11 protein-coding genes are annotated in these 13,888 nt (G+C 70.0%); 7 read left to right on the top strand and 4 right to left on the bottom strand.

Annotation, left to right across the window (positions count from 1 at the left end; genetic code table 11):
* The first annotated feature begins 47 nt into the window (after positions 1–47).
* Positions 48–1,463, top strand: coding sequence for an aldehyde dehydrogenase family protein (locus tag ABZS66_RS00695; protein WP_354753788.1), 1,416 nt, complete (start codon positions 48–50; stop codon positions 1,461–1,463).
* Positions 1,464–1,487: 24 nt separating this feature from the next.
* Here ABZS66_RS00695 and ABZS66_RS00690 read toward each other — a convergent pair whose 3' ends face one another.
* Positions 1,488–2,036, bottom strand: coding sequence for a nuclear transport factor 2 family protein (locus ABZS66_RS00690; protein ID WP_238005746.1), 549 nt, complete (start codon positions 2,034–2,036; stop codon positions 1,488–1,490).
* A gap of 262 nt (positions 2,037–2,298) precedes the next feature.
* On the opposite strand from ABZS66_RS00690, the gene ABZS66_RS00685 reads away from it, so the two are divergent.
* The 4 genes from ABZS66_RS00685 (at position 2,299) to ABZS66_RS00670 (ending at position 8,005) form a co-directional block, all read left to right on the top strand.
* Positions 2,299–3,777 (top strand): NAD(P)/FAD-dependent oxidoreductase, encoded by a 1,479-nt coding sequence (locus tag ABZS66_RS00685; RefSeq protein ID WP_354753786.1) that lies wholly within the window; start codon positions 2,299–2,301, stop codon positions 3,775–3,777.
* A 63-nt stretch (positions 3,778–3,840) separates the two neighbouring features.
* Positions 3,841–6,405 carry a CoA transferase gene (locus tag ABZS66_RS00680; protein WP_354753784.1) on the top strand — a complete coding sequence of 855 codons (2,565 nt, stop codon included), beginning with the start codon at positions 3,841–3,843 and terminating at the stop codon, positions 6,403–6,405.
* A complete protein-coding gene (locus ABZS66_RS00675; RefSeq protein ID WP_354753782.1) occupies positions 6,405–7,556 on the top strand; it encodes a thiolase family protein in 1,152 nt (383 codons plus the stop codon). Before ABZS66_RS00680 ends, ABZS66_RS00675 begins: the two co-directional genes overlap by 1 nt.
* A 2-nt stretch (positions 7,557–7,558) precedes the next feature.
* Positions 7,559–8,005 (top strand): OB-fold domain-containing protein, encoded by a 447-nt coding sequence (locus ABZS66_RS00670; RefSeq protein WP_354753780.1) that lies wholly within the window; start codon positions 7,559–7,561, stop codon positions 8,003–8,005.
* Here the strand turns inward: ABZS66_RS00670 and ABZS66_RS00665 are convergent.
* On the bottom strand, positions 7,992–9,557 hold the full coding sequence (locus ABZS66_RS00665; protein WP_354753778.1) for an NAD(P)/FAD-dependent oxidoreductase: 1,566 nt from the start codon (positions 9,555–9,557) through the stop codon (positions 7,992–7,994). The genes ABZS66_RS00670 and ABZS66_RS00665 overlap by 14 nt on opposite strands.
* Positions 9,558–9,720: 163 nt before the next feature.
* Here ABZS66_RS00665 and ABZS66_RS00660 point away from each other — a divergent pair, with 163 nt between their 5' ends.
* Together ABZS66_RS00660 and ABZS66_RS00655 are read left to right on the top strand one after the other, a co-directional pair.
* The gene (locus tag ABZS66_RS00660) at positions 9,721–10,953 is read left to right on the top strand and encodes an amidohydrolase family protein (RefSeq protein WP_354753776.1); all 1,233 of its coding nucleotides are present in this window, start codon (positions 9,721–9,723) and stop codon (positions 10,951–10,953) included.
* Positions 10,954–11,015: 62 nt separating this feature from the next.
* Complete coding sequence (locus ABZS66_RS00655) at positions 11,016–11,858, top strand: alpha/beta hydrolase (RefSeq protein WP_354753774.1); 843 nt, start codon at positions 11,016–11,018, stop codon at positions 11,856–11,858.
* On the opposite strand, the gene ABZS66_RS00650 is transcribed toward ABZS66_RS00655, so the two are convergent.
* Together ABZS66_RS00650 and ABZS66_RS00645 are read right to left on the bottom strand one after the other, a co-directional pair.
* The gene (locus tag ABZS66_RS00650; RefSeq protein WP_354753772.1) at positions 11,837–13,228 is read right to left on the bottom strand and encodes a tryptophan 7-halogenase; all 1,392 of its coding nucleotides are present in this window, start codon (positions 13,226–13,228) and stop codon (positions 11,837–11,839) included. The genes ABZS66_RS00655 and ABZS66_RS00650 overlap by 22 nt on opposite strands.
* A 98-nt stretch (positions 13,229–13,326) precedes the next feature.
* A complete protein-coding gene (locus ABZS66_RS00645) occupies positions 13,327–13,830 on the bottom strand; it encodes an HtaA domain-containing protein (RefSeq protein ID WP_354753770.1) in 504 nt (167 codons plus the stop codon).
* Positions 13,831–13,888: the final 58 nt, after the last annotated feature.

The raw sequence follows: 13,888 nt of genomic DNA, 5'->3' as shown, positions 1-13,888 counted from the left end.
TTTGGGGCCCTGGCGGGGCCGCCCGGAACCGGTCTTTGGAGGCAGGCATGGTGCGCGAGCTCGATCACTGGATCTCGGGAACGTCGATCCCGCGGGACGCTCAGGAGACGCTCCTTGTCGAGGGCCCGCTCGACCGCAGACCGGTGGCGCGGGTGACGCTCGGCGGCCGCGAGCACGTTGCCCTGGCCGTCGCGGCGGCGAGGTCCGCGGCGCGTGACTGGGCGGACCGGGCGCCCGTGCAGCGCGGCCGGCTGCTCGCCGAGGTGGCCCGGCGGCTGCGCGACCGCGCGGAGGAGTTCGTCGCGGTCGAGGTCGAGGAGACCGGGAAGCTCGTGGCGGAGATGCGCGGCGGACTGCACGTCGCGGCCGACTACTTCGAGTACTACGGCGGCGTCGTGCGCGCCCTCTTCGGCGAGACGATCAACCTCGGCGCGGGCGACCATGCCTTCACCAGTCGCGAGCCGTACGGCGTCGTCGGCATGATCACACCGTGGAACGGACCGCTGACCCAGGCCGCGCGCGGCATGGCCGCGGCCCTGGCGGCCGGCAACACCGTGGTGGTGAAGCCGTCGGAGTTCACGTCCAGCACCACCGTCATGCTCGCCCGGCTCTGCGAGGAGGTCGGTGTACCGCCGGGCGTGGTCAACGTCGTGCTCGGCACCGGTACCGAGGCAGGCAAGGCCCTGGTCGACCACCCCGGCGTTCGGCTGGTGGCCTTCACCGGGTCGGTGGTGACCGGCCGCACCGTGGCCGAGGCGGCCGCCCGGCGGCTGGTCCCGACCATCCTGGAACTCGGCGGCAAGTCCGCGAACGTGGTGTTCGCCGACGCCGATCTCGACCGCGTCGTCGACAGCGCGCTCACCATCTGCACCGGCGCCGGCCAGCAGTGCGCGGCGCTCAGCCGGCTGCTCGTCCAGACCGACGTGTACGACGCGGTCCTGGCCCGTGTCGGCGAGGCGATGGCCGCGCGCACGCCGGGCGAACGGCTGGCCCCCATGACGACCGAGGCCCAGTTCGAGAAGGTGGTCGACTACTTCGAGGTCGCCAAGGACGAGGGAGCCCGCGTGGTCACGGGCGGCCGCGCCGTGACGGGGGAGCTCGCGGCCGGCCGGTACGTCGAGCCGACCGTCTACGCGGACGTCACCCGCGACATGCGGATCTTCCGCGAAGAGGTCTTCGGCCCGGTCCTCGCGGTGACCCCCTTCGAGACCGAGGCGGAGGCCGTCGAGCTGGCGAACGACTCGGAGTACGGCCTCGTGGCGAGCGTGTGGACGGCGGACTCCGCGCGTGCGCTGCGGGTCGCGTCCCGCCTCGACGCGGGCCAGGTGATCGTGAACGGCGGCCGCACCGGCATCGAGACGCCGTTCGGCGGGTACAAGTCGAGCGGTATCGGGCGCGAGAAGGGCTTCGAGTCGCTGCTGTACTACACCCAGCTCAAGACGACGGTGGTCAGCACCCGGTGACCGCGGCCTCGCGACGGCGCGCGGTCAGGCCTCGCGGCGGGCCTCGGTGAGCAGCGGCCGATCGTAGGAGGTGTCGGTGCGATCGCGTGCGATCGTGCCGTTGCGCTTGCGGTCGACCGGTGCCAGATCGGGCTCGGTGACACCGCCGACCCACTCGAGCATCGACACCCGGTGGGCGATCCGCCACGTGCCGTCGCGCCGCTCGAACTGGTCGATGTAGCGGCCGCCGTGCAGGGTCACCGGCGTGCCCGCCGTGTTCTGCCCGACCATGACGAAGTAGGTCTCGGTGTGCGCGACGTCGCCGTCGATCTCGCAGGTGTGGTTGGTGACGTAGTGCTGCTCGCCGTGGTGGTTCCTGCGGTGGCCGTCGAACGCCCACCGGATGAACTCCTCGACCCCGCCCCGGAAGATGCCGTGGTCGTCGATCGCGTCGGGGTGATACGCCGAGCGCAGCAGGTCCTCGTCGAGACGGTCGACGCCGCGGGTGTAGCGCAGGAGGCAGTCGAGGATGTCCTGCCGATCGATCAGCTCCCGCACTCGCAGCGGGTCGGGAGTCCATGCCTGGTCACTCATGAGCTACACGCTAACGATGCTTCAGTTGTCATGCAATGATGGCCAGGAATGCGCTGCCGGCCGCTCGGTCGCAGTGGCGTGCGGGTGTCCGACCTCGGCCTTGTTGCCTGCGATCTGTGGTGACGTCGGCGCGTGCGGGGTGCGGTCGCCGGCTGCGCAATGAAGTTCGTCTCGGATCCCGCCGCCGGAGGACCGTTGGGCGGTCTTCAAGTTATGGTAGAACTATGGTTGAGAACCGTTGTGGTGGAGCGGAGGTCGTCCGGTGAGAGTCGGCATCATTGGCGCGGGCATGTCGGGGCTGTTTCTCGCCCACCACCTCGCCGAGGCCGGCATCCCGTACCGGATCTTCGAGAAACGCGCGGCCGTCGGCGGCACCTGGCACGACAACACGTACCCGGGCCTGCATGTCGACGTCATCACCCGCAGTTACGAGTTCCCGTTCGCGCGCAGGAACTCCTGGTCGAAGCGCTACGCGCCGGGGGAGGAGATCCGCCGGTACCTCGTCGAGTTCGCCCGCGAGCGCGGCATCCAGCCGAACATCCGGTTCAACACCGAGGTCCGGGCCGCGACCTGGAATGACGGCGCCTGGACCCTGACCCACGACGGTGGCACCGAGGACTTCGACGTCGTCGTCGCCGCCACCGGGTTCCTGCACGTCCCCAAGCGCCCGGCGTTCCCCGGCACCGACACCTTCGCCGGCGCGAGCTTCCACTCCTCGGAGTGGAACCACGCCGTCGAACTCGAGGGTCAGCGGATCGGTGTGGTCGGTACCGGGTCGAGCGGCATCCAGATCGTGAGCGAGCTCGGCAAGCGCGGCCACGACGTCAAGCACTTCATCCGCACGCCGCAGTGGATCCAGATCAAGGAGAACCCGAAGATCTCGGCGATCGAGCGGCTGCTGCTGCGCGTCCCGGCCCTCGCCGGCTACTGGGACCGGCGCATGGCCCGGCTGCGGCTGACGACCGACGGTTCGGAGACCTGGCGCCTCGTGCCCGGTCGCGAGCGCGAGGAGATGAACGAGCGGTTCCTCCGTACGCTGCGCGAGGAGATCCCGGACCCGGCACTTCGGGAGAAGCTCACCCCGAAGGAGCCGCTGGGCTGCAAACGCATCCCGAAGTCGCCCGACTACTACCGGGTGGTCCAGCTCCCGAACGTCGAACCTGTCTTCGGCGGCGTGGGGCGAGTCCAGCCGGAGGGGATCGTCGACCAGGACGGCAAGCTGCACGAGCTCGACGTGATCGTCTACGCGACCGGTTTCGACACCCACGCCTACATGCGTCCGATGAACGTTGTCGGACCCGGCGGGAAGACCGTCGACTCGGTCTGGAACGAGGGCGTCTACTCCTACAGGGGCGTTGCGTTGCCGCACATGCCGAACTTCTTCCTGCTCAACGGCCCGTTCGCGCCGGTCAACTCGATCGCGATCCCGACCTGCCTGCGCGACGAGGTCGGCTTCCTGATCCGGCTGCTGCGCGTCATCGCGGAGGACCGGCACGCACTGGCGCCGACAGAGCGGGCGACTCGCGAGTTCTGCGACACCGTCCGGGCCGCCCTGCCGGACACGACGTACTCCCTCTGCGACAACTGGTACACCGACCAGGGCGGGACGCCGATCATCTGGCCGTTCACCCGGCAGCGGCACGTCGACCAGTACGCCACGCTCGACCTGGCCCACTTCGACCGGTACCCCGCCCGCAGCGGTGACGTGCTCGCCCAGTCCTCGGCCGGCGACCCGGCATGAACGCGTCGTGCAACTGACCGACGCCGCCCGCCGTTCCGACCCCCGAAGAGAGCTGAGTTCGTGATGGACGCATCGGAAGACAACCTGAAGCCGGGGGCGCTCGCCGGCGTCCGGATCGTCGAGTTCGGCGACCGGATCGGTGAGTACTGCGGGCTCGTGCTCGGCGGACTCGGCGCCGAGGTGATCAAGGTCGAGCCGCCGGCGGGCAGCACCAGCCGCCGGATGGCACCGTTCGTCGATGATGTGCCCGATCCCGAGCGTTCGCTGCACTTCTGGGCCTACAACCGCGGCAAGAAGTCGATCGTTCTCGACCTCGACACCGGCGACGACCGGGCGGCCTTCGAGGATCTCGTGGCCGGCAGCGACGTGCTCCTGGACGCGAGCGTCCTCGGTTACCTCGACGGGCGCGGCCTCGGCAGTGCCGAACTGCGCGGCCGCCACGCTCACCTCGTGTACGCCCGCATGACGCCGTTCGGGGAGGAGGGCCCGCGCAAGGACTGGAAGGCGTCGGACCTCGTCCACCTGGCACTCGGCGGCCAGGTCATGAACAACGGCTACGACCCGGACCCCTCCGGCCGCTACGACCTGCCGCCGATCGCGGCCCAGCTCGACCACTCCTACGCGGTCGCCGGCGAGCAGCTGGCGTTCACCATCATCGCCGCCCTGATGGCGCGCCGGCGTACCGGACGCGGGCAGCACCTCTCGTGCGCCGTCCACGAGGCCGTGGCGAAGAACACCGAGGGCGACCTCATGTCCTGGGTCTGCCTGCGGACGCCCTTCCACCGCCAGACCTGCCGGCACTCCGCGCCGGAGGTCTCGCTACACCGGTCGATCTTCCAGACCAAGGACGGTCGCTGGATCCTCGCCTCGACCCGCAACGCCAAGCTCCTCAAGCCGTTCCTCGACCGGTACGGCCTCGGCGGCGACGTCAGCGACGGCAGCGACGAGGTCGGCACGAAGGACTCCCGCGTGCTCCCGGGCATGGAGGGCGGCGCGGCCCGCAACATGGACGCGGTCGAACACACCATCCGGCGCTACCTCTTCGAGGACGTGCCGTGGCGTGAGGCGCAGGAGGCCGGGCTGATGTGGGTCCCGGTGCGCAAGCCGCACGAGAACGCCTACGACGAGCACTGGCTCCAGCGCGGCACGTACGGCGAGGTGGAGCACGCCGATCTCGGCCGTTCCCTGCGCTACCCGTCCAGCAAGTGGGTCGCGACCGGGACCGCCTGGGGCGCCCACCGGCCCGCGCCGCGGCTGGACCAGGACCGGGACCTGCGCCTGAGCGTGCGCCCACGGGTGATCGAGCGCGTGGCGTCCACCGGACCGCAGCCGCGCTCCGTGCACGGGCTGCCATGGGCCCTGCAGGGCATCCGGATCCTCGACTTCACCTGGATGCTGGCGTCGGCGGGCGCGACCCGCTTCCTGGCCTCGCTCGGCGCGGACGTCATCAAGGTCGAGTGGCACAAGAACCTCGACCCGCGCCGGGGAGGTGCCCCGGTCGGTGGCCGCGAGGCGCGGGAGAAGGCGACCGGTCCGGTGCCGTCCCGCTGGCCTGCCGACCTCGGCGGTCCGGTCGGGGCACAGTACAACAACAAGAACCCCGGCAAGCGCGGCATCTCGATCAACGTCAAGCACCCCAAAGGCCTGGAGCTCGCGCGCCGGCTCGTCGGCGAGAGCACGGTCGTCGCCGAGGGCTTCTCGCCCGGCGTGATGGAGAGCTGGGGGCTCGGCTACGACGAGCTACGCAAGATCAAGCACGACATCATCTACGCGAAGCAGTCGGGGATGGGCACGAAGGGCGTGTACGGCCGGTTCCGCACGATCGGCCCCGTCGCCCAGGCCTTCGCGGGCACCTCGGAGATGAGCGGCCTGCCCGACCCGTTCCCGCCGGCCGGCTGGGGTTACTCCTACCTCGACTGGTTCGGCGCCTACAGTTTCGCGCTCGCGATCCTGAGCGCGGTGTACCACCATGACGTCACGGGGCAGGGCCAGGCCATCGACGCCTCGCAGAGCGAGGTGGGCCTGTTCATGACCGCCGTCCCGACGCTCGACTTCCAGGTCAACGGCCGCGAGTGGCGCCGCGCGGGCAACCGCTCGCCGTACGGGCAGGCCGCACCCGAGGGGCTCTACCGCACCAGGGGCGAGGACCGCTGGATCGCGATCACCTGCCAGAGCGACGACGACTGGGTGGCCCTCGCCAAGGAGGCCGGCCATCCCGAATGGCTCGACCACACGGACTTCCGTACCCTCGAGGCGCGCCAGGCGCACCGTACCGCGCTGGACAAGCTGGTCGAGTCGTGGACCACCGGCGAAGAGTCCTTCGACCTGATGGAACGGCTGCAGGCCGTCGGCGTCGCGGCCGGGGTCGCGCAGACGACCAGGGACCGGGTCGAGAACGACCCGCAACTGGCGGCACTGGAGTGGCTCACCGAGCTCGACGCGACGAACTTCGGCCACTGGCCCGTTGCCGCACCCTCGGTGAAGATGGGCGACACCCCGCAGTACGCGGGCGGTCGGGTCGGCCGGGGCGCACCGACGTACGGCGAGCACAACTACGAGGTGTACGCCGAGCTGCTCGGTCTGTCCACGGACGAGGTCGACGAGCTCGCGGCGCAGGAAGCGATCTGATGGGCGGCGCGGCGCTCGGGGGCGCCATCCGTGGCCGGACCGCGATCGTCGCCGCGGGGAACTCGGCACAGGGAACGATCCCTGGCCTCTCCGCGGACGAGCTTGCCGTCGAGGGCCTGTGCATCACCCTGGCGGAGTCCGGCATCGACAAGTCGGCGATCGACGGCCTGATCACCTGCAAGTCGTACGGCGGCTTCGGTATCGACACCGAGATCGGACGGCTCGCCGGGCTGAACCCGGCGTACAGCGCGACGCTCGACTACGGAACCTGCAACTTCTCGCTGCACCTGGCGTGTGCGGTCATCGACGCGGGGCTCGCGAGCGTGGTGGCGATCGTCTACGGCACCAACCAGCGCAGCGCCGGCAACAGGTTCAGCCACCCGCTCGGGCGCCAGGACGAGGCGTCGGTCTACGGGTTCCTCAACGTCGCCGGCCCGGCCGCGATGGCCTTCCGCCGGCACCAGCACCTGTACGGCACGACCGAGGCCGACCTCGCACGGATCGCGGTATCGCAACGGGCGTACGCGGTCGACAACCCGCTCGCGATCTTCCGTGACCCGCTGACGGTGGAGGACTACCTGGAGATGCCGTACCTGGTCGCGCCCCTGCGCCGGCCGGACGTCTGCATGATCTCCGACGGTGCCGCGTGCCTGATCGTCGCGCGGGCCGACCGGGCCAGGGAGCTGACCGGCCGGCCGGTGCACGTCATGGGCATCGCCCAGCAGACCGGCCTGCGGGACCGGCAGAACGCCGACCAGTGGATGCGTCCCTGGATCCGGCAGGTGGCCGAGCGCGTGTACCCGGCCGCCGGCATCGGACGGGACGGCATCGATGCCCTCTACATCCAGGACCCGACCAGCGTCTGGGTGCTGCAGATGCTCGAGTACTACGGCTTCGTCGAGGCCGGCGGCGTCGGGGAGGCGTTCGCCCGCGGCGACGTCGGGTTCGGCGGGAAACTGCCGCTCAACACCAACGGTGGACAGCTGTCCGAGGCCTACATGTGGGGCTTCCTGCATCTCTGCGAAGCGGTCCGCCAGCTCCGCGGCGATGCCGGCCCACGCCAGATCGAGGGGCTGCGCACGGCGCAGTACTGCTCGACGTTCGGCTTCATGAAAGCCGCGAGCACGATCCTGAGTACGGAGGTGGCCTGACCATGCACGGCACGCCCGAGGTACCGCACGACTCGCGCTTCTGGTCCGAGGCGGCCGAGGGCCGGCTCGTGTTCCAGCGGTGCGACCGCTGTGCGTACCTGCGCTGGCCGGCCGCCGGCGTCTGCCCGGAGTGCCTGGACCGGGGATTCCGCTGGGAGGAGGTGGAGCCGGCGGGCACCGTGTGGTCCTATGCGGTCTACCACCGCGCGTACTCGCCGGCTCACAAGGACCGCCTGCCCTACAACGTCGCATTGGTCGAGCTGACGTGCGGTGTGCGGTTGCTGAGCACCCTGGTCGGGTTCGACCAGGACGACGACCCGATGGGTGCCGCCGTGACGGCGAGGTTCGAGGCCGTGGGCGACCATCCAGCCGTGCCGGTCTTCGGGCCGGCTGGGTCCGGCGGCTCGGGAGGTGCCGGTCGGACCGGCACCACGCTCAGCCGAAGGTGAACCCCTCGTAGCCGCGCTCCACGGCGGCCTCGCAGTGCGCGCGGTATGCGGGAATGCCGCCGGCATACAGCTGGTACGCCCGCGCCTTGCCGGGGATGTTGGAGCCGAACGCCCACGATGTCGCGTTCTCCAGCGCGGTGCCACGGACCGTGGAGGACACGTGGCTCAGCCACGCCGCTTCGGCCGCGGCGGTGGGTTCCACCCACCGGCGACCGTGCTCGGCCATGTGCCGCAGGCACGCGGTGACCCAGTCGACCTGGATCTCGGTGGCCCGCGGGATGTTCCCGGTGGTGCTCTGCGGGCCGCCGACGAAGAACAGGTTGGGAAAGCCGGCACTCTGCAGCCCGAGGTGGGTGCGCGGACCGGCCGCCCAGTGGTGGGCGAGCCGCGCTCCCCCGCGCCCGCGGATGTCGATTCGGGTGATGGCGCCGGTCACGGCGTCGAAGCCGGTCGCGAAGACGGCGACGTCCACCGGGTAGGTGCGTTTCGTCGTCGCGATCCCGTGCCGGGTGAAGGCCTGGATCGGCTCGCGTGCCAGCGGTACCAGCGTGACGTGATCCTGGTTGAACACCTCGTAGTAGCCGTCCTCCAGCGGCGGACGCTTCATGCCGAACGTGTGGTCGTCGGGGATGAGCAGTTCGGCCACGGCCGGGTCGGTCACCCGGTCGCGGATCTTCCCGCGCAGGAACGCTGTGACCGCCGCGTTGGCGTTCTGGTCGGTCGTGATGTCGCGGAAGTTCGCCAGAAGCATCGTCAGGCCCGGGCTGTCGTAGAGGTGCTGGAAGTGCGCCAGCCGCTCGCCGGGGTCGACCTCCAGTGCGGACAGGGGCAGCGGCCGGTGCACGAACCCGCCCGGTGACGCATGGCAGGCGCGGTAGATGTCGTGGAACGACCGCCGTACCTCCCGGTGCCGCGACGCCGGCAGCGGCCGGTTGTTCAGCGGTGTGCACCAGTTGGCCGTGCGTTGGAACACCACCAGTTCGGCCGCGACGCGGGCGGCGTGCGGGATCAGCTGCACGCCGCTCGATCCGGTGCCGATCACCGCGACCCGCCGGCCGCTCAGCTCGACGGCTTCGGGTGGCCAGCGCGCGGTGTGGTGCCACACGCCGGCGAAGTCCGCCAGCCCGGGGATCGCCGGCAGGTACGGCTCCGAGAGCAGGCCGACGGCGCTCACCAGGAACCGTGCCCGCAGCTCTTCGCCGTTCGCCGTCGTCACGAGCCAGGCCGCGTCGGCCTCGTCGTACGCCGCCCCGGTGATCCGCGTCGCGAGGTGGATGTCGCGGCGCAGGTCGAACCGGTCCACGACGTGGTTGAGGTAGCGCTCGGTCTCGGGCTGGGCGGCGAACTCCTCGCTCCAGCGCCACTCCTCGAACAGCTCGCGGGAGAAGAAGTAGCCGTAGCTGTAGCTCTCGGAGTCGAAGCGAGCCCCCGGGTACCGGTTCCAGTACCAGGTGCCGCCCACCCCGGAGCCGGCCTCGCAGAGGCATACCGACAGGCCGGCCTCCCGGAGCCGGTAGAGCTGGTAGATGCCGCTGATGCCTGCCCCAACCACGATCGCGTCGTACATCCGGCCGCCCACCCGACCCCAAGTATGGAATTTCTTGTCACTACTATGTTAGACGATTATTGTAACATGCTATGGACATTGGTGTGTCCCTGCTGTGGTGGCGTAGCCGACGAGGACCCGGCGATCACCGAACGCTGAGAGGTGTGCAATGAGCCGACCTGATCCCATGCTCCTGCCCGATCCGGAACCGCGTGAGCGCGTCTACCCGGTCATCTCCGTCGACGACCATCTGCACGAGCCGCCGGACCTGTTCGACGGTCGCCTGCCGAGCCACCTGCAGGAGCGGGCACCGGCGCGGATCGAGGACGCGTCCGGTGCCCAGTGGTGGTCGTACGAGGGCAACCTGCTTGCTGAGAGCGGCCTGGAGAACGTCGCCGGTCGCGACCCGTCCAGCTGGACACGGGCGCCGTTGCGTGACGACGAGATGCGCCGTGGTTCGTGGGACATCAATGCCCGCGTGGCGGACATGGACATCGACGGCGTCTATGCGCACACATGCTTCCCCTCCGGCGTGTTCGGTTTCGCCGGTCGCGTCCTGTCGATGAGCAAGGACCGGGAGCTCGGTCTGGCGACGCTCCGCGCATACAACGACTGGCATCTGGAGTACCTCGCCGGCACCCACCCGGGCCGGATCATCCCGATGCAGCTGGTGTGGGTCACCGATCCAGCGGTCGCCGCCGCTGACATCCGAAGGAACGCCGAGCGCGGCTTCAAGGCCGCGACACTGCCCGACCTGCCGCAGCACCTCGGGCTTCCGCGCATCGGTGACCCGTACTGGTACCCGGTGCTCGAGGCGCTCGAGGAGACCGAGACGGTCGTGTGCATCCACCTCGGCGCGGCCGGCTGGGTGCTGGATCCCCTCCCGAACCGGGAGCGGAACCTCGACCCGAAGCTCGACTACACGCTGGCCGCGCTGTTCCCGGCGTCGTCGATGGTCACCGGCATCGAGTGGACCTTCTCCGGCGTGCCGGCCCGGTTCCCGAACCTGAAGGTGGCGCTCTCAGAGGGCGGGATCGGCTGGGTTCCGATGGCGGTCGACCGGCTGGACTACATGATGGACCACTCGGGCGCCCAGCTGCACAGCGAGTGGAAGTCCGAGCTCAGTCCGAGCGAGACGCTGCTGCACCACTTCTACTTCTGCATGATCGACAATCCGTCGAACCTCGACGCGTACAAGATGATCGGCAGCGACCACATCATGGTCGAGACGGACTACCCACACTCGGACTCGACCTGGCCCGACACGCAGAAGCTGCTGTCCGACCGCTTCTCCGCACTGCCGGGGGACGACGCCATCAACATGGCGTACCGTACGGCCTCGCAGTTGTTCGGTCATCCCGTGCCCGAGTCGTGGCTCGCGACCACCGCGGTCCACGGCTGAACCGCACGTGATGGTGTGATGGCCGGGGTGATCTGGCCAGGACCGGAGAGCGACAGGATGTGATGGACTTGTTCACGGCACCCATCGAGACCGTCATCGTCGATGGGTGCCCGATCCGCTTCCGGCAACTGGGGTCACGGGAGGGGGAGCCGGTCGTCCTCGTCCACGGCGGCGCGGCGCACCATGGCTGGTGGAGTGCAGTAGCGCCGCGGCTCGCGCGCCGCCGCCACGTCATCGTTCCGGACCTCAGCGGTCACGGGGACAGCGGCCACCGGGGGAGCTACACCGGTGAGGCCTGGGCGGACGACATCATCGGAGTCCTCGACGCGACGGCAGCCGGGCCGGCGACACTGGTGGGGCACAGCATGGGTGGCCTTGTGGCGATCTGTACGGCGGCGCGTGCACCTGACCGGATCCTGAGCCTGGTGCTCGTCGACACCCGGATACCACTCCGCCGGCTGCCTCCTCCGAACCGTCTGCCGCGGTGGTATGCCAGCGAAGAGGAGGCACTGGGCAGTTTCCGGCTGCGTCCCGCGGGGTCCGTCGCCGACCCCACGCTCCTGCGCCGGGTGGCGAGGGCCGGTCTTCGCCACGACGAGCAGGGCTGGCGCTGGAAGCTCGACCCCAAGACTCGGCGACTCTTCACCGACGACATTGTGGAGGCTGCCCTCCTGTCGTTGCGCTGTCCCGTCGGCTACGTCTACGGCGAGCACAGTGAGCTGGTCGACGAGGAGGTGGTCGACCACGTCGCGAGCAAGCTGCGGACGGCGGTGCCGCGGGTGCGGGTACCGCGCGCCTTCCACCACGTGCCGCTCGACGACCCCGACGCGTGCACTGCAGCGATCGAGGAGCTGGCCGCTCCGCGCCGGCTCCGGCATGAGGGTCAGCGAGGGACGACGGCCTGACCGAGCTCGTCCCAGTTCGCCCTGACGGCGGAGACGACCTCGTCGCTGCCCAGCCACTCGGGACTGCGCAGCAGCTGGGTGGTCTCCCGGTATCGGATGTAGCGCTCCGGGTCCTGCGCCATGTACGCGGCGAGGCGGTCGGAGAAGTCCGACGAGCTCGGGTCGACCTGGCGCGCTTCGCCGTCCACGGTGTACTCGACGCCCGGGATCCGGTGGTCGAGCGTGTTCGAGCTGTTCCAGCAGTACTTGATCAGGGCGTCGGCCTTCGCGTAGAAGCGCGCCGGCAGCCCGGTCAGGTCGCCGGCGGTCGCGCCCAGGTGGGCGCTCAACTCGTCGCGAAGATCTCGAGTTTCGAGCGCGGCGGCGGTCATGCCCTGGCCGTAGACCGGGTTGAAGCCCATCCAGGCGTCCCCCACGACCAGGAAGCCCTCGGGGCGGTTCGGCTGCCCGGCGAAGTCCCGGAGCCGGCTGCGGGTGTCGCGCCACATCGAGATGGGTTCGGGAAACTCGACGTCGGCCAGGGCCTTGTCGAGTTCGGGGACCCCGATCGAGGAGACGAACTCGCGCAGCGCCGCCTCCTTGCGCGGCGGGTTGTCACCGGCCGATCCCTGCACCGTGAGGATCCACCGGCGTTCGCCCTCCACCACCCACATCGCCATCGCGCGGGAGGCTGAGGCGGCGCTCAGTGCGCCCTCCCCGAAGGGCGTGACGGCCAGGGCCTGGAAGCCGGGTGACCAGTTCTCGGGCACCCGCAGGAAGGTCGACGAGTAGCCCCAGTGGGCGTTGACGATCTCCTCGGTCGGAGCCGGGTACCCCAGCTCTTTCAGCCACTCCACCGCCTGCGAGAAGCGGCCACTGGCGTCGATGACCAGATCGGCGCCGACCTCACGGCCGTTCCTGGTGCGGACCCCGGTGACCCGTCCGCCCCGCGCCACCAGGCCGGTGACCTCGACGCCGGACTCGTAACGAACTCCGGGCAGCGCGTCCGCCTTGTCCCGCAGCGCCTTTTCGATCAACGGCCGGCTGGCCATGAGGAACTCGAGCGTGGACGTGAAGCGCGGGGACCAGCCGACGCGGTCCAGCCGCATTACGTCCCCGGCGGAGTCCAGCCGGGCCGCGCCCATCGCGAAGGCGTGTTCGGAGAAGCCCGGCAGGAGCTCGTCCATCGCTTGCCGCCCGGCCGCCAGCAAGGCGTGGAAGTGGGCGCCCTGCGGTACACCCTTCCGGAACACGGGTTCATCAGGCAGCTGGTCCCGGTCGAGCAGCAGCACCTCGGCGAAGTGTGGTGCCACCGCGGCGGCGGCCAGGGTGCCGGCGATGCTGCCGCCGATCACCAGGGCGCGCCCAAGGGGTCCCTCGCTGGTAGTCATCGGACGCTCCCGCTATTAGGTATCGACAACGCTGCGAGCATAACAAGCGAGCATTACAAGCGACAGGGCGACCGGGTGGTGGCACCGATGCTCGACGATCAGCTCGCCCGGCTCAGGGGGAGCTGGACCACCAGAGGTTCGAACGGCTCACCTTCGGCGTAGACGTCGTTGAACAGCGCGACGCCTTCGGCCGTCAGCGCAACGTCGTCGCTGCCCCAGATCTCGGTGCCGTCGTGGTCGCCGAGACGCTGCAGCGTTCCCGTCACCAGCGGGACGCGCGGTGCGCCCTCCCGAGCCTGCGGATCCTCGATGCTCAGCACCGCGCTGCTCCCGTCGATCTCCAGCCAGGGATTGGCGACGCGGACGAACAGCATGCCGAAGTGCCCACTGAACCGGACGTCGCCGCGGAATGCCCACACCCCGGCACCGCTCCTGCCGGCGTCGTGCTCGTAGAAGAGGTCCCCGGTCCCGACCGGCGCCGCGCCGTCACCTACCGACCCCTTGCCGTCGGGCATCCGGCGGACGTAGTCCACGAAGGACCTCTTCAGTCCCCACCGCAGGCCGTGCACAAGCCCCTGACGCTCTTCCTTGCCGGCTTCCATGGATGCTCCCCTAATCGAGTTCGGCTACCATGTTGGCACGACCACAGACGGCCCGGGA

The organism is Dactylosporangium sp. NPDC005572, from assembly GCF_040605515.1.
GTDB lineage: Bacteria > Actinomycetota > Actinomycetes > Mycobacteriales > Micromonosporaceae > Dactylosporangium.
The sequence above is the reverse complement of the archived record's forward strand: the minus strand, read 5'-3'. Positions and strand labels throughout refer to the sequence as shown.